Genomic DNA, 20,665 nt, shown 5'->3' on the forward strand with positions numbered 1-20,665 from the left:
GGTTCCGAACCCGTGCCTCCTCGTGTCCCTCCGCTCAGGCCCCCGCTCGGGCACGTGATGCCCGTTCCTCGGGTCATCGGCTGCCCATCGGGCAGTGAAACACCCTCGACCCGGGCACAAACGGACACGACACGCGGCACAGACTTGACCGGGCCACACAAACGGACTTATATAAGCGCAGATCAACAGCAGTTGAACTCCTTCCGCACTTCCGCACCACCGGTCAGCTCCTCGAGGCTGCCGTGCAGTCCGACGACGAGGTCTCTCATGTACGCACCGGAGCGTCACCAGCAGATCCTCGACACCGCCCTGTCCCGGGGCCGCGTCGAGGTCGCCGGTCTCGCACGAGAGCTCTCGGTCGCGCCCGAGACCGTGCGCCGCGATCTGACCGCCCTCGAGCGCCGGGGAGTCCTCCGCCGCGTGCACGGAGGCGCCATCGCCGTCGAGCGCCTCGGCATCGAGCCGCCCGTGGTCGACCGAGAGGGCACGGCCGCGTCCGAGAAGGAGCGCATCGCCCGGGCTGCCCTCGACGAGCTGCCCGACGGCGGCTCGATCATCGTCGACGCCGGCACCTCCACCATCCGTCTCGCCGAACTGCTGCCCCTCGATCGCGAGCTGACCGTGGTCACGCACTCCCTCGCCGTCGCCACCATCCTGATCAGCCGACCGAACGTCACCCTGCACCTCCTCGGTGGTCTCATCCGGACGCGCACGTACTCGGCGGTGGGGGACTGGACGCGGGCCCAGATCGCCGACGTCTTCGCCGACGTCTCGTTCATCGGCACCAACGGCGTCTCGGTCGAGCGCGGCATCAGCACCCCCGATCTGGCGGAGGCGCGGGTCAAGCGCGCACTCATCGCCGCGTCACGGCGGACCGTCGTCCTCGCCGACCACACCAAGTTCGGTCGCGAGGACTTCGCCAAGGTCGCTCCGCTCACCGACGTCGACACCGTCATCACCGACTCCGGCGTGGACGCCGAGTTGGCCGACGACGTCGAACAGGCCGGCCCCAGGGTCGTGATCGCATGACGCGAGTCCGACCGGCCACCCCCGAACCCCTCCGACGCACGACAGCACCTCACACCCCCTCCACCACCCCACATCCCTCTCGTCGCTGAGAGCAACAAGGAGAAGTCCTCACCATGTCCGAATTCACCCCCACCGTCACCGGTACGGGAGCCCGAGCACGCGTCCAGCGCTTCGGTGGCTTCCTGGCCGGCATGATCATGCCGAACATCGGCGCCTTCATCGCCTGGGGCCTCATCACGGCCCTCTTCATCCAGACCGGTTGGACGCCGGTTCCCCAGCTCGGCGGCTTCGGCGAGATGTCGGACGGCACGCCGTGGCCCGGTCTCGTCGGCCCGATCATCAAGTACCTCCTGCCGATCCTGATCGCCTACACGGGTGGTCGCATGGTCCACGGTCAGCGCGGTGCCGTCATCGGCGCCGTCGCCGTCATGGGCGTCATCGTCGCGACCGACGTGCCGCAGTTCCTCGGCGCGATGATCGTCGGCCCGCTCGCCGCCTGGGTCCTGAAGCAGTTCGACAAGCTCGTCGACGGCCGCATCAAGTCCGGCTTCGAGATGCTCGTCAACAACTTCTCGCTCGGCATCATCGGTGGCGCCATGGGCGTCCTGGCCTTCTTCGGCCTGGCCCCGGTCACCACGGCGATCACGAACGTCTTCGGTGGCGCCGTCGGGTTCCTCGTCGACCGCGGCCTCCTGCCCCTGGCGTCGATCATCATCGAGCCCGCCAAGGTGCTGTTCCTCAACAACGCCATCAACCAGGGCATCCTGACCCCGCTCGGTGGCACGCAGGTGCAAGAGGCCGGCAAGTCGATCCTCTTCATGCTCGAGTCGAACCCCGGCCCGGGCCTCGGCATCCTCCTCGCGTACCTCTTCTTCGGTCCCCGTGCCATCCGCCCCTCGGCGCCGGCCGCGATCATCGTCCACTTCTTCGGTGGCATCCACGAGATCTACTTCCCGTACGTGCTCATGAAGCCGATCCTGCTCGTCGCCGCCGTCCTCGGTGGTGCGACCGGCATCGCGACCTTCGCGCTCTTCAACGTCGGCCTCGTCGGTCCCGCCTCGCCCGGCAGCATCATCGCCTACACGCTCGTCGCCGCCCGCGGGGACCTTCTCCCGATCTACCTGGGTATCCTGCTCTCGGCGGCCGTCTCGTTCGTCGTCTCGTCCCTCCTGATGGGCTTCGGCCGCAAGGAGAACCGCGAGGCCCGTGCCGAGGACACCGCCGCACAGGAGCAGGCTCTCGCCGACGCCCAGGCCGCCACCGCGGCCAACAAGGCCACCAGCAAGGGCACCGCGGCACCCACCGCCTAGCCCGCCCGCACCACCAGTCAGCACCACCACCACACAAGGAGAAGGTCATGGCAACCCTCGACGGTTCCAGCATCAAGAAACTCATCGTCGCGTGCGACGCGGGCATGGGCAGCAGCGTCATGCTGGCGTCCACGCTCAAGAAGCAGCTGAAGAAGAGCGGTGTCACCGTCGAGCACTCGCCCGTCGCGTCGATCCCGTCGGATGCCGACGTCGTCGTCACCCAGAACAACCTGGCCGAGCGCGCCCGCGGTGTCGTGCCGAACGTGCCCGTCGTGCCGTTCCAGCTGTTCATGGGAGACCCCAACGTCGCCAAGATCGTCAAGGCGATCCAGGACGGCTCGACGGTCGAGGTCTGACGATGACCGACCAGCAGGCACCCGAGCTCTCGGCGCTCCTCGCCGAGTCGTCCATCCGACTCGACGAGGTCGCCGCCTCGCGTGACGAGGCCATCCGCAAGACGGGTCAGGCGCTCATCGACGCGGGCGCGATCGACGAGACGTACGTCGACGCGATGTTCGAGCGTGAGAACTCGGTGTCCACCTACGTCGGCGAGGGTGTGGCGATCCCGCACGGCACCCTCGCCGGCAAGGACTCGGTCAAAGAGGACGCCCTCGTCGTCCTGCGGTTCCCGACCCCGGTCGACTGGGACGGCAACGAGGTCTCGGTCACGGTCGGCATCGCCGCCAAGGGCAACGGCCACATCGCGATCCTCAGCCAGCTGGCCAGCATCCTGATGGACCCCGACAAGGCCGCCGCCCTGCGCGGGTCGACCACGACCGCCGAGGTCTACGAGTTGCTCGCGTCGACCGACGACGACGACTGACCCCCACCCCCTCCAGAGGAGAAGACATGCCAGAACGTTCCGTCACCATCGCCTCGAGCGTCGGGCTGCACGCCCGTCCCGCCTCGTTGTTCAGCCAGGCCGCCGGCAAGACCGGCGCCAAGGTCACGTTGACCTCCGCAGCCGGCAAGAGCGTCAACGCCGCGAGCATCCTCGGCGTGCTCTCGCTGGGCATCGGCCACGGTGAAGAGGTCGTCGTCGCGACCGAGGGCGACAACGCCGAGGCCGCCCTCGACGAGCTCGTCGCGCTCCTCGCGACCGACCTCGACAAAGAGTAGGCACCAGCACCGACACGGGACGCCCGCCGNCTCGTCGGCATGACCGATGCCGCGACGACGCCGACCCCTCGCACACCGACCCGCGTGGACGGGGTCGCCGAACGATGGGTGGACACCCTCTGCGAGCTCGACCCCACGACCGCCACCTGGATCGGTCGTGAGGGCCGGACGGGTGAGTACGGCGACTACTCGCCCGACGGTCATGCCCGACGCATCGAGGCCGTCCGGGCCACGTCGGCCGAACTGCGGTCCACCACTCCCGTGGACGACGTCGACCGGGTCACCCGGGACGACCTGACGAACGAGCTCGAGCTCGAGCTGCTCTACGCCGAACAGCGACTCGAGTTGCGCGACCTCAGCGTGATCGCGTCGCCGGCCCAGGGCATCCGCGACGTGTTCGACCTCATGCCCACCGCATCCGAGGGCGACTGGGGCGACGTCGCGACCCGTCTCGGTCGGGTCCGGACCGCCGTCGACCAGTACGTCGAGACGTTGCGCGCGGGCATCGCCGGGGGAGTCACCCCCGCCCGGCGCCAGGTCGAGAAGGTGGCCGAGCAGTGTGCCCGCATCGGTGCCGACGACGGCTTCTTCGCCGAGTTCGTGCGGGGCGCCCGGCTCGGTGACGGCACCGAACCCGGAACGGCGCTCGGCCGGGACCTCACCTCGGGCGCCTCGTCGGCGGCGGAGGCCTACGTAGACCTCCGACGCTTCCTGCTCGACGAGCTGCTCCCCGCGGCGACCGCCGACGACGCCGTAGGGCGCGACGCCTACGCCCTGCACTCGCGACGGTTCCTCGGAGCGACGGTCGACCTCGACGAGACCTACGAGTGGGGGATCGACGAGCTCGCCCGGATGACGGCCGAACAAGAAGAGGTCGCCCGGCAGATCGAACCCGGGGCGTCGGTCTCCCGGGCCATCGAGCTGCTCGACGCCGACCCCGAACGCCAGCTCGACGGCACCGACGCACTCCGCGCCTGGATGCAGGAGCTCAGCGACCGCGCGGTCGCCGAGCTGGGCCGGGACCAGTTCGACATCCCCGAGCCGGTCCGCCGGCTCGAGTGCCGCATCGCACCGACCAAGGACGGTGGCATCTACTACACGAGCCCCAGCGACGACTTCTCGCGTCCCGGCCGCATGTGGTGGTCCGTGCCCGAGGGGGTCACCCGTTTCGGCACGTGGCGTGAGACGACGACGGTCTTCCACGAGGGGGTCCCCGGTCACCACCTCCAACTCGGTCAGGCCGTCCACAACCGGGCCACGCTCAACACGTGGCGTCGCCAGCTGGCCGGCACCTCGGGGCATGCCGAGGGCTGGGCCCTGTACGCGGAACGGCTGATGGACGAGCTCGGTTGGCTCGGCGACCCGGGCGACCGGCTGGGCATGCTCGACGGTCAGCGCATGCGTGCCGCGCGCGTGGTGCTTGACATCGGGGTCCACCTCGGCAAGCCGTTCCCCGGCGGTGGCGGGCGGTGGGACGCGACGAACGCCTTCGCCTTCATGTCGGACAACGTCAACATGGACACCGAGTTCGTGCGCTTCGAGGTCGACCGGTACCTCGGCTGGCCGGGGCAGGCGCCGTCGTACAAGGTCGGTCAGCGCATCTGGGAAGACCTCCGCGCCGAACGCGCCCGTCGAGACGGCGCCGCCTTCGACGTCAAGGCCTTCCACCGGGACGCCCTGCAGCTGGGCGGGGTCGGGCTCGACACGCTCCGGCGGGCACTGCTCGCGTGAGTCGCCGCGACCCACGACACGCCGTTGCCCACACCTGCGACGCCGCGCTAAGATGACCGAGCGCTATCTGCGTCGACATTTCCGCACGCCGCGTTCGACACACCCTCCTGAACACCGTTCGAGGGACGAGCACGGCCCGATTCATGCCCGTACTGGAGCACTAACTACATGACAACCGTAACGACCAAGGCACCCAAGCAGGTCGCCATCAACGACATCGGATCCGCTGATGACTTCCTGGCCGCGGTCGAGAAGACCCTGAAGTTCTTCAACGACGGCGACCTCATCGAGGGCACCGTCGTGAAGATCGACCGCGACGAGGTCCTCCTCGACGTCGGCTACAAGACCGAGGGCGTCATCCCCTCGCGCGAACTCTCGATCAAGCACGACGTCGACCCCACCGAGGTCGTCGAGGTCGGCGACACGGTCGAGGCCCTCGTCCTCCAGAAGGAAGACAAAGAAGGCCGTCTGATCCTGTCCAAGAAGCGCGCTCAGTACGAGCGTGCCTGGGGCGACGTGGAGAAGATCAAGGACGCCGACGGCGTCGTCACCGGTACGGTCATCGAGGTCGTCAAGGGTGGCCTCATCGTCGACATCGGCCTCCGCGGCTTCCTCCCCGCATCGCTCATCGAGCTGCGCCGAGTCCGCGACCTCACGCCCTACCTGGGCCAAGAGATCGAGGCCAAGATCCTCGAGCTCGACAAGAACCGCAACAACGTGGTCCTGTCGCGCCGCGCCCTGCTCGAGCAGACGCAGTCCGAGAGCCGCACGACCTTCCTCAACAACCTCCACAAGGGCCAGGTCCGCAAGGGCGTCGTCTCGTCGATCGTCAACTTCGGTGCGTTCGTCGACCTGGGCGGCGTGGACGGCCTCGTGCACGTCTCGGAGCTCAGCTGGAAGCACATCGAGCACGCCAGCGAGGTCGTCGAGGTGGGCCAGGAGGTCACCGTCGAGATCCTCGAGGTCGACCTCGACCGTGAGCGCGTGTCGCTCTCGCTCAAGGCCACCCAGGAAGACCCGTGGCAGGTGTTCGCCCGCACGCACGCGATCGGTCAGGTCGCTCCGGGCAAGGTCACCAAGCTCGTCCCCTTCGGTGCGTTCGTCCGTGTGGCCGACGGCATCGAGGGTCTCGTGCACATCTCCGAGCTGTCGGCGAAGCACGTCGAGCTGGCCGAGCAGGTCGTCGCCGTCGGCGACGAGGTGTTCGTCAAGGTCATCGACATCGATCTCGACCGCCGTCGCATCTCGCTGAGCCTCAAGCAGGCCAACGAGGGCGTCGACCCCGAAGGCACCGAGTTCGACCCGGCGCTCTACGGCATGCTCACCGAGTACGACGACCAGGGCAACTACAAGTACCCCGAGGGCTTCGACCCCGAGACGAACGAGTGGCGCGAAGGCTTCGACTCGCAGCGCGAGAAGTGGGAGCAGGACTACGCTGCCGCCCAGGCGCGCTGGGAAGCCCACAAGAAGCAGGTCGCTGCCTCGCTCGTCGAAGAGACGACGTTCGACGCTCCCACGGGTTCGTCGTTCTCGGCCGAGTCCGCTTCGGGCGCCGGCACCCTCGCCGACGACGAGTCGCTCGCCGCTCTGCGCGAGAAGCTGTCGAACAACAACTGAGTCCGTCCGGTCTCGACCAGAAGGCGGTTCCCCCTCGGGGGAGCCGCCTTCCGGCGTTTCCGGCGTAGTCTCGACGTCGTGTTCGTGTGTGGATTGACCGGTGGCATCGCCGCCGGCAAGTCGGTCGTGGCCCGTCGACTCGCCGAACGGGGCGCGGCGCACATCGATGCCGACGCCCTCGCACGCGAGGTGGTCGAGCCCGGATCGGTGGGACTCGCGGCCGTCGTCGACCGCTTCGGATCCGACGTCCTGCAGCCCGACGGCTCCCTCGACCGAGCCGCCCTGGGGGCGATCGTCTTCGCCGACCCCGCCGCACGCCGTGATCTCGAGGGGATCACCCACCCGGCCGTACACGAGCTCTCCGCCCGGCGCATGTCCGACGCCGTCGCCGACGACGCGGGTCGCGTCGTCGTCTACGACGTGCCGTTGCTCGTCGAATCACGGGGGACCGACGGCTTCGACGTGATCGTCGTCGTGAACGCCCCGCGCAAGGTCCGCCTGAGGCGACTCGTGGAACTGCGCGGGATGAACGACGAGGAGGCGCGGCGGCGTGTGGACGCGCAGGCGGACGACCGGACGCGACTCGCCGTGGCAGACCTCGTCGTCGACTCCTCGGGTTCGCTCGAGCACACCCTGGAGCAGGCTGACGACCTCTACGATCGACTGCGTTCGCTGTCAGCGGCGAAGCAGGCGGCCTCCCACGACACGAGTGTCGGTGGTCCCTCGTAAGCTGGAATCCATGGAACCGACCCGCAGTGTGCGCCCGTTCGAAGTCATCAGTGAGTTCGAGCCCAGCGGCGACCAGCCGGCCGCCATCGCCGAACTGGCGGGGCGCATCAACGCCGGCGAGACCGACGTCGTGCTGCTCGGTGCCACCGGAACGGGCAAGTCGGCGACCACCGCCTGGCTCGTCGAGCAGGTGCAACGGCCCACGCTCGTGCTGGCCCACAACAAGACGCTCGCGGCCCAGTTGGCGAACGAGTTCCGCTCGCTGTTCCCGAACAACGCCGTCGAGTACTTCGTCTCGTACTACGACTACTACCAGCCCGAGGCCTACGTCCCGCAGACCGACACGTTCATCGAGAAGGACAGCTCGGTCAACGCCGAGGTCGAGCGGTTGCGTCACTCGACGACGAACTCGCTGCTGAGCCGACGTGACGTCATCGTCGTCTCGACGGTCTCCTGCATCTACGGTCTCGGCACTCCCGAGGGCTACATGGAGGCCATGATCGCCCTTCAGGTCGGCATGCGGATCGATCGCGAGACGCTGATCCGCCGGTTCGTCTCGATGCAGTACCAGCGCAACGACATCGATTTCTCCCGCGGCAACTTCCGCGTACGCGGAGACACGATCGAGATCATCCCCATGTACGAAGAGCTGGCCATCCGCATCGAGATGTTCGGCGACGAGGTGGAGGCTCTGTACGCCCTCCACCCGCTCACGGGCGACGTCGTCAAGACGATGGACGCCGTCTCGGTCTTCCCCGGTTCGCACTACGTCGCGGGCACCGACGTCATGCACCGCGCCATCGGCACCATCAAGGACGAACTCGCCACCCGCCTCGACGAGCTCGACAAGCAGGGAAAGCTCCTCGAGTCCCAGCGCCTGCGCATGCGCACGACCTTCGACCTCGAGATGATGGAACAGATCGGCTTCTGCAACGGCATCGAGAACTACTCCGCGCACATCGACGGCCGGTCGCCCGGCGAGGCGCCCCACTGCCTGCTCGACTACTTCCCCGACGACCTGCTCGTGGTGATCGACGAGTCGCACGTCACCGTGCCCCAGATCGGTGCCATGTACGAGGGAGACGCTTCGCGCAAGCGCACCCTCGTCGACCACGGGTTCAGGCTTCCCAGTGCCCTCGACAACAGGCCGCTCAAGTTCGAGGAGTTCCTCGACCGGGTCGGCCAGAAGGTCTACCTCTCGGCGACACCGGGCAAATACGAGCTGGGCATCACCGACAGCGTGGTCGAGCAGATCATCCGACCCACCGGGCTCATCGATCCCGAGATCGTGGTGAAGCCGTCCGCGGGCCAGATCGACGACCTGCTCGAAGAGATCCGCACGCGGGTCGAGATCGACGAACGCGTCCTTGTCACCACCCTGACCAAGAAGATGGCCGAAGAACTCACCGACTTCCTCACCGAGGCGGGTGTGCGGGTGCGGTATCTGCACTCCGACGTCGACACTCTCCGGCGGGTCGAACTCCTCACCGAACTGCGACAGGGCGTCTACGACGTGCTCGTCGGCATCAACCTGCTCCGTGAGGGCCTCGACCTCCCCGAGGTGTCGCTCGTCGCGATCCTCGATGCCGACAAAGAGGGCTTCCTCCGTTCGTCGACGTCCCTCATCCAGACCATCGGCCGCGCGGCCCGCAACGTCTCGGGTCAGGTGCACATGTACGCCGACGTGATGACCGACTCCATGAAACAGGCTCTCGAAGAGACCGATCGTCGTCGCGAGAAGCAGGTCGCCTACAACCTCGAGAGGGGCATCGACCCTCAACCACTCCGCAAGAAGATCGCCGACATCACCGAGGTCCTGGCCCGCGAGGGTGCCGACACCGCACGCCTCCTCGCGGATCGCCAGGGCGGCAAGCGCGCCCCGACGCCGAACCTCCGCCGCGAGGGCAAGGCTGCCAGCGCGGCGAACGGCCTCGAAGCCATCATCGCCGACCTCAACGAGCAGATGCTGCAGGCCTCCGCCGAGCTCAAGTTCGAGTTGGCGGGTCGGCTCCGCGACGAGGTCGCCGACCTGAAGAAAGATCTGCGGCAGATGGAGGCTGCCGGTCATGCCCGGTAATCGTCGCCGCGTCGTCGTCACGGGTGCGACGGCGGGGCTCGGCTACTACTCCGCCGAGCGGCTCGTCACGGCCGGTCATCAGGTCGTCCTCGCGGCTCGCGACGCCGAGAGGGCCGTCCGGGCCGCCGATCTCCTCCGCAGCCGCGTGTCCGGGGCGGACGTCGACACGGTCGCGCTCGACCTGGCCGACCTCGCGTCGGTCCGCTCTGGTGCGTCCGCCATCGCCGCCAGCGGACCGGTCGACGGCCTCCTGGCCAATGCGGGCGTCGTCGGCTCCCGTCGGCGTCAGGCGACGACCGACGGATTCGAACTCCAATTCGGCACCAACCATCTCGGCCACTTCGCCCTGGTCTCGCACCTCATGCCGGCCCTCGAGTCGGCAGGGCGGGCTCGAGTCGTGCACCTCGGCAGCATCAGCCACCGGTGGGTGCGACTCGACCTCGACGACCCCATGATGGTCTCGAGCTACTCCGGGGCCGTCGCCTACGCGCGATCCAAGCTGGCGGTCATGACCTTCGGCTTCGACCTCGATCGTCGCCTTCGAGCCGCCGGATCGTCGGTCTCCAGCGTCGTCGCCCACCCCGGGTTCTCCTGGGACTCTCTCAGCGACCCGCGTCCGCCCGTCGTCGAACCCCATCGCCCTCCCGCCGTCCTCACCTCGATGATGCACACCTTCTCCCAGGGAAAAGAGGTCGGAGCAGAGCCACTGGTCCAGGCCGTCGTGGGCGAAGACGTCGTCGGCGGGGAATACTGGGGTCCGGCCGGATGGTTCCAACTGACCGGCGCGCCGGCTCGTGTTCCCGCCAAACGTCACACCCGCGACGAGTCGGTTGCAGCCCGTCTGTGGCAGGTGTCGGCCGACCTGACGGGGGTCCAACCCGTCATCTCGTCCTCGGCCCCCTGACCCGGCGCCGCCGGCCGTACCTCCTGCGGGCCCGCCCGCCACGACGACGAGCGTCGTCCACATCGACAGAATGGTAAGAGTGTCCATCTCACCTGTAGAAGGTTCCTCCACGCTGAGCGTCCGGGGTGCCCGTGTGCACAACCTGGACAACGTCGACCTCGAGATCCCGCGTGACTCGTTGGTCGTCTTCACCGGGTTGTCCGGCTCCGGCAAGTCGTCCCTCGCATTCGACACGATCTTCGCCGAGGGTCAGAGACGCTACGTCGAGTCGCTGTCCGCCTACGCGCGGCAGTTCCTGGGTCAGGTCGACCGGCCCGACGTCGACTTCATCGAGGGCCTCAGCCCGGCCGTCTCCATCGACCAGAAATCCACGAACCGCAACCCACGGTCCACGGTCGGCACGATCACCGAGATCTACGACTACATGCGCCTGCTCTGGGCACGCATCGGCGTGCCGCACTGCGCCGTCTGCGGTGAGAAGATCAGCAAGCAGAGCGTGCAGCAGATCGCCGACCAGCTCATGACGCTCGAGACGGGCACCCGCTACCAGGTGCTGAGCCCCGTGGTCTCGCAGAAGAAAGGCGAGTTCGTCGATCTGTTCGCCGAGCTCGCGTCCACGGGCTATTCCCGGGCCATCGTCGACGGTGAGCAGATCCAACTCAGTTCCCCGCCCAAGCTGAAGAAGCAGATCAAGCACGACATCTCGGTCGTCGTCGATCGCCTCGTCGCCTCCGATCAGGCGTTGACCCGTCTGACCGACTCCCTCGAGACCGCCCTCCGCCTGACCGACGGCCTGGTCACGATCGACTTCGTCGACACCGACGACGGCGCAGCCGGCAAGTACCGGACGTTCTCCGAGAAGCTCTCGTGCCCGAACAACCACCCCGTCCAGCTCACCGAGATCGAGCCTCGGACGTTCTCGTTCAACGCCCCCTTCGGCGCCTGCCCCGAATGCTCCGGTCTCGGCACCAAGATGTCCGTCGACTCCGACCTGCTGCTCGGCGACCCCGAACTGAGCCTCGCCGACGGTGTCATCCTTCCCTGGACCCAGTCCGGCAAGGGTCTCTACAACTACTTCCAGAAACTCCTCGAGGGTCTGGCCGGCGATCTCGGCTTCAGCCTCAAGACTCCGTGGCACGACCTGCCCGAGAAGATCCAGCACGCCGTCCTCCAGGGCAACGACTTCGAGGTCACGGTCAAGTGGCGGAACCGTTTCGGGCGTGAGATGACGTACTCGACCGGTTTCGAGGGTGTGATGCCCTACATCGAGCGCAAGTACGCCGAGGCCGAGACCGACACCCAGCGACAGCGCTACGCGTCCTACCTCCGCGAGATCCCGTGCGTCGTGTGCAAGGGCAAGCGGCTCAAACCCGAGGTCCTCGCCGTCCTGGTCGACGGGAACGACATCGCGACCGTGTCCGAGCTCAGCCTCGCCGACGCCTTCGAGTTCATGAACAGCCTCACCCTCACGACCCGCGAGGCGCGCATCGCCGCCCAGGTCCTTCGGGAGATCCGGGTCCGACTCGAGTTCTTGCTCGAGGTGGGACTCACGTACCTCTCGCTGGCCCGCGCCGCCGGGTCCCTCTCGGGTGGCGAGGCCCAGCGCATCCGCCTCGCGACCCAGATCGGCTCCGGCCTCACCGGAGTGCTCTACGTCCTCGACGAGCCGAGCATCGGCCTGCACCAGCGCGACAACCGCCGCCTGATCGACACGCTGGTCAAACTCAAGAACCTCGGCAACACGCTGATCGTCGTCGAGCACGACGAGGACACCATCAAGACGGCCGACTGGGTCGTCGACATCGGTCCGGGTGCCGGCGTCAACGGCGGCACGGTCGTGCACTCGGGCAGCTACGAGGACCTCGTCGCGAACACCGACTCGTACACGGGCGACTACCTCGCCGGACGGCGCTCCATCGAGACCCCGACCAGCCGTCGTCCCGTCGACAAGAAGCGCATGATCTCGGTCGTCGGCGCCAAGGCCAACAACCTGCGCGACGTCACGGTCGACTTCCCCCTGGGTACCTTCGTCGCCGTGACGGGCGTCAGCGGTTCCGGCAAGTCCTCCCTCGTCAACGACATCCTGTACAAGGTCCTGGCGAACCAACTCAACGGAGCCCGTCAGATCCCCGGCAAGCACACACGTGTCACGGGGCTCGAAGCCCTCGACAAGGTCGTCCACGTGGACCAGGCGCCGATCGGCCGCACCCCGCGCTCGAATCCCGCGACCTACACGGGCGTGTTCGACCGAATCCGCACCCTCTTCGCCGAGACGACCGACGCGAAGGCCCGCGGTTACCTTCCGGGTCGGTTCAGCTTCAACGTCAAGGGCGGCCGCTGCGAGAACTGCGCGGGTGACGGCACGATCAAGATCGAGATGAACTTCCTGCCCGACGTCTACGTGGCCTGCGAGGTCTGCGGCGGCGCGCGGTACAACCGCGACACCCTGGCGGTGCGGTACAAGGGCAAGAACATCTCCGAGGTCCTCGAGATGCCGATCAGCGAGGCCGCCGAGTTCTTCGCCCCCATCTCGGCGATCTCGCGCTTCATGTCGACCCTGGTCGACGTCGGCCTGGGCTACGTGCGACTCGGTCAGAGCGCCACCACGCTGAGCGGTGGCGAGGCCCAGCGCGTCAAGCTCGCGACCGAGCTGCAGAAGCGATCGAACGGTCGCAGCGTCTACGTGCTCGATGAGCCGACCACCGGTCTGCACTTCGAGGACGTCCGCAAGCTCCTCCTCGTGCTGAACGGTCTCGTCGAGAAGGGCAACACCGTCATCACGATCGAGCACAACCTCGACGTCATCAAGTCCGCCGACTGGCTCATCGACATGGGCCCCGAAGGAGGCGCGGGTGGCGGTACCGTCATCGCCACCGGTACGCCCGAGCACCTCGCCACCGTGTCCGAGAGCCACACAGGCGTCTTCTTGAAGGAGATCCTCGAGTCGGGTCACACCGCTCCTCGCGTCCAGAAGAAGAAGGCCACGCCGACGCGACGTCGGGAGGCCGTCGAAGCCCGATGAGCAACACCGTCTCCTGGCGCCCGAAGGCGGGCGAGATCCCGACAGACCCTGGCGTCTACCGCTGGCGTGACGAGCGGGGCCGGGTCTTGTACGTCGGCAAGGCCAAGAACCTCCGGGCCCGGCTGAGCAACTACTTCGCCCCGCTGCCTTCCTTGCACGAACGAACCCGACGGATGGTCCTGACGGCGAGGTCGGTCGAATGGACCGTCGTGGGCAGCGACATCGAGGCCCTGCAGCTCGAGTACACGTGGATCAAAGAGTTCGATCCTCCGTTCAACGTCAAGTTCCGCGACGACAAGACCTACCCCTTCATGGCCGTCACCCTGGCCGACGAGGCGCCCCGGGTCATGGTCACGCGGAACCCGCGCATCAAGGGGGCGAAGTACTTCGGGCCGTACCCGAAGATCTGGGCGGTCCACGACACCATCGACCTGATGATCAAGGTCTTCCCGATCCGCACGTGCTCCGACAGCAGCTACAAGAAGGCCATGCAGACGGGCAAGCCCTGCTTCCCGGGGCAGATCGGTCGTTGCGGCGGGCCCTGCTCGCACAAGGTGTCGATCGAGGAGCACCGGGCGATCGTCGACGAGTTCGTCAAGTTCATGGGCAGCTACGACAAGCGGGTGATCGCCGACCTCCAGCGCTCGATGAAGACGGCCGCCGTCGAGCAGCGCTTCGAGGACGCAGCCACGTACCGTGACCAGGTGCAGGCCCTCGAGGCCGTGCTCGACAAGTCGGCGGTCGTCCTCCGCGACAACGTCGACCTCGACCTCTACGCCCTCGCCGAGGACGAGCTGGCGGCCGCCGTCCAACTCTTCACGGTGAGGGGCGGTCGCATCCGTGGTTCCCGCGGATGGGTCGTCGACAAAGAGATCGACATCTCGACCGGCGACCTCGTCGAGCAGGTCCTGCAAGGCATCTACACGGCCGGCGCCGAGCTTCCCCGCGAGATCGTCGTGACCGAGACCCCGGACGACAACGACGCCCTCGAGAGCGTGCTGAGTTCCCTCCGCGGGCGCGGACGGGTGCAGATCCACACGGCACAGCGAGGTGAGAAGGCGAACCTGATGCAGACGGCGACCCTCAACGCGCAGCAGTCGCTCATGCTCTACAAGACCCGTCGCAGCGCCGACTTCGCCACCCGGTCGACCGCCCTGGCCGACATCCAGGAGGCCCTCGGCATGAGCGACGCGCCCTTGCGCATGGAGTGCTACGACGTGTCCCACCTCTCGGGCACGAACATCGTCGCCTCGATGGTCGTGTTCGAGGACGGCCTGCCGCGGAAGGACCAGTACCGGCGATTCAACATCCCGCAGTCGACCGACGACACGGAGTCGATCTACCAGACCCTCAGCCGCCGGCTCTCGCGCCTCGACGACGAACTCGCCCCCGTCGAGGAGGTGGGTGAGCAACGCAAACGGTTCGCGTACCGCCCCAACCTCCTCATCGTCGACGGCGGACAACCCCAGGTGGCAGCGGCCCGACGAGCACTCGACGACGCCGGCGTCACCGACATCGCCCTGTGCGGCATCGCGAAGCGGCTCGAAGAGATCTGGCTGCCCGATGACGACTTCCCCGTCATCCTGCCGCGCAACAGCGACGCGCTGTTCCTGATCCAGCGCATCCGGGACGAGGCGCACCGGTTCGCGATCACGCACCAGCGGCAGCGACGCAAGCGTGACATCTCGACGCAACTGGCCGAGATCCCGGGGCTGGGCCCCTCCCGCGTGGCCGTGCTCCTGAAGCACTTCGGCTCGGTCAAGCGACTGAAGGACGCCGAGCTCGCCGACATCTCGGCGATCCGCGGCATCGGACCGACGCTCGCCGCGGCCGTCGTCGAACGGCTCCGCGGAGCCGAGGACGTGACCGTCGACGACGCCGCGCCCCCCACGAGCCCCGCCTAGACTCGATGCACCGCCCGCCGACCCGGAGGACACCACCGACATGAGCGACGTCAGCGAACAGCAAGAGGTCCTGATCGTGACGGGCATGTCCGGTGCCGGGCGGTCGACGGTCGGCAACGCCCTCGAAGACCTCGACTGGTACGTGGTCGACAACCTGCCCGCGCAGATGCTGCGACCGTTGCTCGACCTGGCCGAGCGCGCGGGGGACTCCCTCCCCAAGATCGCGGCCGTCGTCGACGTCCGCGGCGGTCGTCTCTTCAGCGAAGCGCAGGAGGCCGTCCGCACCCTCCGGGCGAGCATGCCCAGCAAGGTGCGCGTGCTCTTCCTCGACGCGACCGACGCAGCCTTGGTGCGGCGTTTCGAGCAAGTCCGGCGGCCACACCCGCTGCAGGGCGACGGCACGTTGCTCGACGGCATCCTCGCCGAACGTGCACGAATGGAAGAACTCCGAGAGACCAGTGACGTGATCATCGACACGTCAGAACTCAACATCCATCAGCTGGCCACGACGATCTCCGAGAAGTTCGCCGAGTCCGACCGTGCCGGGGTGCAGGTGACCGTCCTCAGCTTCGGGTTCAAGTACGGCCTGCCCACGGACGCCGACATGGTGGGCGACGCACGGTTCCTCCCGAACCCGTTCTGGGTGCCCGCACTCCGGCAGCAGTCGGGGCTCGACGAACCCGTCACGACGTACGTCATGCAGCAGGACGGGGCACGGGAGTTCGTCGACGCCTTCGCCGCCTCGCTCGTCCCCGTGTTGTCGGGCTATCAGCGTGAGAACAAGAGACACGCTACGATCGCCATTGGCTGCACCGGGGGCAAACATCGATCGGTCACCCTCGTGGGTGAACTGGCGGCGCGTCTGCGTGGACTCCCCGGCGTGGCCGTCAGCGTGAAACACCGCGACCTCGGCCGAGAATGACCCACCGGGGTCCTTCAGCACGCCCGTGTACCGACGACAAGCCGACCTGACGAAAAGGAACAACCGGAGTGGCCCAGACTGCCGACGTCAAAGAAGAACTCGCCCGCGTCGAGGTGAGCAGGACGACGATCCGGGCTGCCGAGCTCGCCACCGTCCTCCGTTTCGCCGGGGGACTGCACCTCATCTCCGGTCGGATCGCGGTCGAGGCAGAACTCGACTCGGCCCTCATCGCTCGACGGGTCCGCAAAGACCTGGCCGAGCTGTACGGGGCGCGGAGCGACGTGGCCATGACGGCTCCCTCGGGTTCACGACGCACGCCCGGGTTCCTCGTGCGGGTCCACGAGGCCGGCGAGACGCTTGCCCGTCAGACCGGACTCATGGACGCCCGCCGACGACCCGTGCGCGGCCTGCCGAACCGGCTCACGACCGGCTCGCGCGACGATCTCGCTGCGATCTGGCGCGGGGCCTTCCTCGCCCAGGGCTCCTTGACCGATCCCGGTCGTTCCGCCTCGCTCGAGGTCGTGTGCCCCGGCAACGAGACCGCCATGGCGCTGGTCGGGGCCGCCGGCCGACTCGGCATCGCGGCGAAGGCCCGCGAGGTCCGCGGCGTCCACCGCGTGATCATCCGTGACGGCGAGGCCATCGGCACCATGCTCAAGGTGATGGGTGCCGAGAAGAGCGTCACCGACTGGGAAGAGATGCGGCAGCGCCGGGAAGTGCGCGCGACCGCGAACCGACTCGTCAACTTCGACGACGCGAACCTGCGACGCTCGGCCCAGGCAGCCGTCGCCGCCTGCGCCCGGGTCGACCGGGCCATGGAACTCCTGGGCGACGACATCCCCGACCACCTCAAGTACGCGGGCGAGCTGCGACTGGCCCATCGTGACGCCAGCTTGGACGAACTCGGTCACCACGCCGACCCCCCGATGACCAAGGACGCCGTGGCCGGACGCATCCGCCGTCTCCTCGCCATGGCCGACAAGAAGGCCAGCGACCTGGGCCTGCCGGGTACGGACGCCAATCTCCCGAACGACCTCGACCTCGACTGACGACCGGCGGAGCGGGTCCCGTGACGTCACGGGACGACGAATTCGAGAGGGCTGCTGCTACTGTCGTAAGCGGTGTCCGACCCGAGGTCATCGAGAGTTCGGGCGTCGCCACGGGCCTGGTCGCCCACACCCTCCACGCGTCCCCACGACGCCTGATCATCAGGAGTTTCATTGACCGTCAAGATCGGCATCAACGGCTTCGGTCGCATCGGCCGTAACTACTTCCGCGCGGCGCTCGCCAAGGGAACCGACATCGAGATCGTCGCCGTCAACGACCTGACCGACAACGCCGCCCTCGCGCACCTCCTCAAGTTCGACTCGATCACGGGTCGTCTCGACGCCACCGTCGAGCTGGACGGCGACTCGATCGTCGTCGACGGCAAGCCGATCAAGGTGCTCGCCGAGCGCGACCCCGCCAACCTGCCCTGGGGCGAGCTGGGCGTCGACATCGTCGTCGAGTCGACCGGCTTCTTCACCAAGGCCGAAGACGCGCGCAAGCACATCACCGCCGGTGCCAAGAAGGTCCTCATCTCGGCTCCTGCCACCGGTGACGACGCCACCATCGTGTTGGGCGTGAACGAGGGCATCTACGACCCCGCCAACCACCACATCATCTCGAACGCGTCGTGCACGACGAACAGCCTCGCGCCCCTGATGAAGGTGTTCCTCGACAACTTCGGTGTCGAACGCGGTCTCATGACGACCGTCCACGCGTACACGGCCGACCAGAACCTGCAGGACGGCCCGCACAAGGACCCCCGTCGTGCCCGCGCCGCCGCGCTCAACATCGTCCCGACGTCCACCGGTGCCGCCAAGGCGATCGGCCTCGTGATCCCCGAGCTCGCCGGCAAGCTCGACGGCTACGCCCTGCGTGTTCCCGTCCCCACCGGCTCGATCACCGACGTGACCCTCGAGACCAGCACACCGGTGACGGTCGAGCAGATCAACGCCGCGTACAAGGCCGCTGCCGAGGGCGAACTCAAGGGCATCCTCGCCTACTCCGAAGACCCGCTGGTGTCCACCGACATCACGACCGACCCGCACTCGTCGATCTACGACTCCGGGCTCACCAAGGTCATCGGCAACCTCGTCAAGATCACCTCGTGGTACGACAACGAGTGGGGCTACTCGAACCGCCTCGTCGACCTGACGAAGTACGTGGCCGACCGCCTCTAGTCCGACCTCGATGCCCCGGCCCTCACGGGCCGGGGCATCGTCCTCCAACCCCGAAACGAACCCATGAGCCTGCGAACCCTCGATTCCCTCGGTCCCTTGTCGGGCAAGCGCGTCATCGTCCGATGCGACCTCAACGTCCCGCTGAAGGACGGTGAGATCACCGACGACGGACGCATCCGTGCCTCCCTCGAGACCCTGGACCTGCTGATCAACCAAGGGGCGAGGGTGGTCGTCATCTCGCACCTCGGTCGCCCCGACGGTGAGGCCAAGGCCGAATACAGCCTGCGACCGGTCGCTCAGCGACTCAGCGAACTCCTCGGCAAGAGCGTCGGCTTCGCATCGAGCACCGTCGGTGACGAGACCAGCGCAGCGGTCGCAGGTCTGACCGACGGTCAGATCATGGTGCTCGAGAACCTCCGCTACAACGCTGCCGAGACGTCGAAGGACGAGTCGGAGCGTCAGGAGTTCGCTCGTCGCCTGGCCGAACTCGGCGACGTGTTCGTCTCCGACGGCTTCGGCGTCGTACACCGCAAGCAGGCGAGCGTGTACGAGCTCCCCTCTCTCCTCCCGAGCGCCGCGGGCACGCTGATCTCCCGCGAGCTCGAGGTCCTCGACAAGCTGACCGAGAACCCCACGCGGCCCTACACCGTGGTCCTCGGCGGCTCGAAGGTGTCCGACAAGCTCGGCGTCATCGAGCACCTGCTCCCGCGGGTCGACAACCTGCTCATCGGCGGCGGCATGCTCTTCACGTTCCTCGCCGCCCAGGGGCTCCCCGTCGGCAAGAGCCTGCTCGAGAAGGACCAGCTGGACCGGGTCCGTGGCTACGTCGACGAAGCCGCGCGTCGGGGCGTCAACCTCGTCCTCCCCGTCGACGTGGTGGTCGCCTCGTCGTTCAGCGCCGATGCCGACCACACCGTGGTCGCCTCGGACGGCATCGAGTCCTCTCCTCTCGGCGCGGATGCCCTCGGGTTGGACATCGGTCCCGAGACGGCGGCCCGCTTCGCCGAGACCGTCCAGACGTCGTCCACGGTCTTCTGGAACGGACCCATGGGAGTCTTCGAGTTCCCGGCGTTCGCACACGGCACCAAGGCGGTTGCCGAGGCTCTCACGCATGTCTCAGGTCTCGGTGTCGTCGGCGGTGGCGACTCCGCCGCGGCGGTTCGTGCCCTGGGCTTCACGGACGACCAGTTCGGCCACATCTCCACCGGTGGTGGAGCCAGCCTCGAGTTCCTCGAGGGCAAACGACTCCCCGGACTGGAGGTCCTCGGATGGTGACCACACGCACCCCCCTCATCGCCGGCAACTGGAAGATGAACCTCGATCACCTGCAGGCGATCGCGTTCGTCCAAAAGCTCGCCTGGTCCCTCAAGGACGCCAAACACGACTTCGACTCGGTCGAGACCGCGGTGTTCCCGCCGTTCACCGATCTCCGCAGCGTGCAGACCCTGCTCGACGCCGACAAGCTCGAGCTGGCTCTCGGGGCCCAGGACCTCTCCGCCCACGATTCCGGTGCCTACACGGGCGAGGTCTCGGGGCAGTTCCTCGCCAAGCTCGACGTACGCTTCGTCCTGGTCGGGCACTCGGAGCGCCGGACGCTCCATGCCGAGGACGACGAGGTCGTGGCGACGAAGGTCGCCGCGGCTCACCGGTCCGGCCTCGTACCCGTTATCTGCGTCGGTGAGACGGCCGACGACCTCGAGCAGCACGGTCCCAGTGCCGTTCCGGTGGCCCAACTCCGTGCGGCGCTCGCCCAGGTGCCCGCCTCCGCGGAGATCGTCGTGGCCTACGAGCCCGTCTGGGCCATCGGGTCCGGGCAGGCCGCCACGGCCGAGCAGGCCGAACAGGTCTGCGCCGCGCTGCGGGCAGCCCTGGTCGACGTCATGGGTTCGGAGTCCGCCGCAGTCACCCGCGTCCTCTACGGCGGATCGGTCAAATCCACCAACATCGCATCCTTCATGCGTGAGCCCAACGTCGACGGAGCCCTCGTCGGTGGGGCGAGCCTCGACGTGTCCGAGTTCGCCAGCATCGTCCGCTTCCAGGCACACGTCGGCGTCTGAGCCGCCGGGCGCGTCGGTC

At 67.7% G+C, this 20,665-nt stretch carries 17 protein-coding genes; all 17 read left to right on the forward strand.

All coding sequences use genetic code 11. From position 1 onward, the window contains the following. The first annotated feature begins 267 nt into the window (after window positions 1-267). Window positions 268-1,029 carry a DeoR/GlpR family DNA-binding transcription regulator gene (locus tag IFT88_RS10220; RefSeq protein WP_043592798.1) on the forward strand — a complete coding sequence of 254 codons (762 nt, stop codon included), beginning with the start codon at window positions 268-270 and terminating at the stop codon, window positions 1,027-1,029. 113 nt (window positions 1,030-1,142) lie between these two features. Further along, complete coding sequence (locus tag IFT88_RS17160; protein ID WP_052505062.1) at window positions 1,143-2,339, forward strand: PTS mannitol transporter subunit IICB; 1,197 nt, start codon at window positions 1,143-1,145, stop codon at window positions 2,337-2,339. Window positions 2,340-2,386: 47 nt separating this feature from the next. Beyond that, complete coding sequence (locus IFT88_RS17165; protein WP_043592799.1) at window positions 2,387-2,695, forward strand: PTS lactose transporter subunit IIB; 309 nt, start codon at window positions 2,387-2,389, stop codon at window positions 2,693-2,695. Between the two features lie 2 nt (window positions 2,696-2,697). Then, a complete protein-coding gene (locus IFT88_RS17170; RefSeq protein WP_043592800.1) occupies window positions 2,698-3,162 on the forward strand; it encodes a PTS sugar transporter subunit IIA in 465 nt (154 codons plus the stop codon). 26 nt (window positions 3,163-3,188) lie between these two features. After that, a complete protein-coding gene (locus tag IFT88_RS10240) occupies window positions 3,189-3,458 on the forward strand; it encodes an HPr family phosphocarrier protein (RefSeq protein ID WP_043592801.1) in 270 nt (89 codons plus the stop codon). 39 nt (window positions 3,459-3,497) lie between these two features. Further along, the gene (locus IFT88_RS10245) at window positions 3,498-5,189 is read left to right on the forward strand and encodes a DUF885 domain-containing protein (protein WP_192120434.1); all 1,692 of its coding nucleotides are present in this window, start codon (window positions 3,498-3,500) and stop codon (window positions 5,187-5,189) included. 168 nt (window positions 5,190-5,357) lie between these two features. Next, the gene (gene rpsA / locus IFT88_RS10250) at window positions 5,358-6,806 is read left to right on the forward strand and encodes a 30S ribosomal protein S1 (RefSeq protein ID WP_043592805.1); all 1,449 of its coding nucleotides are present in this window, start codon (window positions 5,358-5,360) and stop codon (window positions 6,804-6,806) included. A 78-nt stretch (window positions 6,807-6,884) separates the two neighbouring features. Beyond that, complete coding sequence (gene coaE, locus IFT88_RS10255) at window positions 6,885-7,535, forward strand: dephospho-CoA kinase (protein WP_192120436.1); 651 nt, start codon at window positions 6,885-6,887, stop codon at window positions 7,533-7,535. A gap of 10 nt (window positions 7,536-7,545) precedes the next feature. Next, window positions 7,546-9,612 (forward strand): excinuclease ABC subunit UvrB, encoded by a 2,067-nt coding sequence (gene uvrB, locus IFT88_RS10260; protein WP_043592809.1) that lies wholly within the window; start codon window positions 7,546-7,548, stop codon window positions 9,610-9,612. Continuing rightward, window positions 9,602-10,516: an SDR family NAD(P)-dependent oxidoreductase gene (locus IFT88_RS10265; RefSeq protein WP_192120439.1), complete on the forward strand. Its 915-nt coding sequence runs from the start codon at window positions 9,602-9,604 to the stop codon at window positions 10,514-10,516. Before uvrB ends, IFT88_RS10265 begins: the two co-directional genes overlap by 11 nt. A 70-nt stretch (window positions 10,517-10,586) precedes the next feature. Continuing rightward, a complete protein-coding gene (uvrA, locus tag IFT88_RS10270; protein WP_192120441.1) occupies window positions 10,587-13,538 on the forward strand; it encodes an excinuclease ABC subunit UvrA in 2,952 nt (983 codons plus the stop codon). Beyond that, window positions 13,535-15,442: an excinuclease ABC subunit UvrC gene (gene uvrC, locus IFT88_RS10275; protein ID WP_043595018.1), complete on the forward strand. Its 1,908-nt coding sequence runs from the start codon at window positions 13,535-13,537 to the stop codon at window positions 15,440-15,442. The genes uvrA and uvrC overlap by 4 nt, the downstream gene beginning before the upstream one ends. Before the next feature lie 40 nt (window positions 15,443-15,482). Next, the gene (gene rapZ, locus IFT88_RS10280) at window positions 15,483-16,364 is read left to right on the forward strand and encodes an RNase adapter RapZ (protein WP_055972789.1); all 882 of its coding nucleotides are present in this window, start codon (window positions 15,483-15,485) and stop codon (window positions 16,362-16,364) included. A gap of 68 nt (window positions 16,365-16,432) precedes the next feature. Further along, entirely contained in the window at window positions 16,433-17,413 is a 981-nt protein-coding gene (gene whiA, locus IFT88_RS10285; RefSeq protein ID WP_055972792.1) for a DNA-binding protein WhiA, read from the forward strand. 171 nt (window positions 17,414-17,584) lie between these two features. Continuing rightward, the gene (gap, locus tag IFT88_RS10290; RefSeq protein ID WP_043595015.1) at window positions 17,585-18,589 is read left to right on the forward strand and encodes a type I glyceraldehyde-3-phosphate dehydrogenase; all 1,005 of its coding nucleotides are present in this window, start codon (window positions 17,585-17,587) and stop codon (window positions 18,587-18,589) included. Window positions 18,590-18,652: 63 nt separating this feature from the next. Continuing rightward, complete coding sequence (locus tag IFT88_RS10295; protein WP_056226472.1) at window positions 18,653-19,864, forward strand: phosphoglycerate kinase; 1,212 nt, start codon at window positions 18,653-18,655, stop codon at window positions 19,862-19,864. Beyond that, complete coding sequence (gene tpiA / locus IFT88_RS10300; protein WP_192120443.1) at window positions 19,858-20,646, forward strand: triose-phosphate isomerase; 789 nt, start codon at window positions 19,858-19,860, stop codon at window positions 20,644-20,646. Before IFT88_RS10295 ends, tpiA begins: the two co-directional genes overlap by 7 nt. Window positions 20,647-20,665: the final 19 nt, after the last annotated feature.

The sequence above is a fragment of the Frigoribacterium sp. CFBP 8751 genome, from assembly GCF_014841545.1.
Lineage (GTDB): Bacteria > Actinomycetota > Actinomycetes > Actinomycetales > Microbacteriaceae > Frigoribacterium.